The organism is Nocardioides sp. CPCC 206348, assembly GCF_048654705.1.
Lineage (GTDB): Bacteria > Actinomycetota > Actinomycetes > Propionibacteriales > Nocardioidaceae > Nocardioides.
Window position 1 is genome coordinate 9149 of the sequence record NZ_JBMCZA010000235.1, and the last position, 869, is coordinate 10017.

Here is an 869-nt window from a genome sequence, read left to right on the forward strand (position 1 = left end):
CTGCCCGGTCGACGTACGACTCCGGCGTGTGGAGCCGCGCCGGGGTGCGCTTCCGCCGGGAGCGGATGCTGCGCTTCGCCGACCTGCTCGCGGACCACGCAGCAGAGCTCGCGGTGCTGGACTCGCTCGACATGGGCAAGCGCGTGGCCGACGCCCACGACCTCGACCTGCCGTTCTCGGTCGACCTGTTCCGCTACTACGCCGAGGCGATCGACAAGATCAACGATGAGGTCGCACCGACGCCGCCCGGGACGCTCGGGCTGATCCGCCGCGTGCCGCTGGGCGTGGTGGCCGCGGTCATCCCGTGGAACTACCCGGTCGACATGCTGGCGTGGAAGGTCGCGCCCGCCATGGCCGTCGGCAACAGCGTGGTCCTCAAGCCGGCCGAGCAGTCGCCGTCCTCGGCCCTGCGGATCGCCGAGCTCGCCGTCGAGGCGGGGATCCCCGAAGGCGTCCTCAACGTCGTCCCCGGACTGGGCGAGACCACCGGCAAGGCGCTGGGCCTGCACCCGGACGTCGACGTGCTCGCCTTCACCGGCTCCACCGAGGTCGGCCGCTACTTCCTGCAGTACGCCGGCCAGTCGAACCTCAAGCAGGTGTGGCTCGAGTGCGGCGGCAAGAGCCCGCACCTCGTCTTCGCCGATGCCGTCGACCTCGCCGAGACCGCGAAGCACACCGCAGCCGGCATCTGGTTCAACCAGGGCGCCGTGTGCTCGGCCCACTCCCGGGTGTTGGTCGAGCGGTCCGTGCACGAGGAGTTCGTCTCGCTCGTCGCGGCCGAGGCGGCGTCGTACGCCCCGGGCGACCCGCTGGATCCCGCCGCCGGCATGGGCGCGATCGTCTCGCCGGAACAGACCGACGGCATCATG

Annotated in this window: 1 protein-coding gene; it reads left to right on the forward strand. The window is 71.6% G+C overall.

The window, feature by feature from the left end; translation table 11 throughout:
• Positions 1 to 869, forward strand: an 869-nt coding sequence (locus ACOADB_RS26985; RefSeq protein ID WP_378606329.1) for an aldehyde dehydrogenase family protein, incomplete at both ends; no start/stop codon positions are given.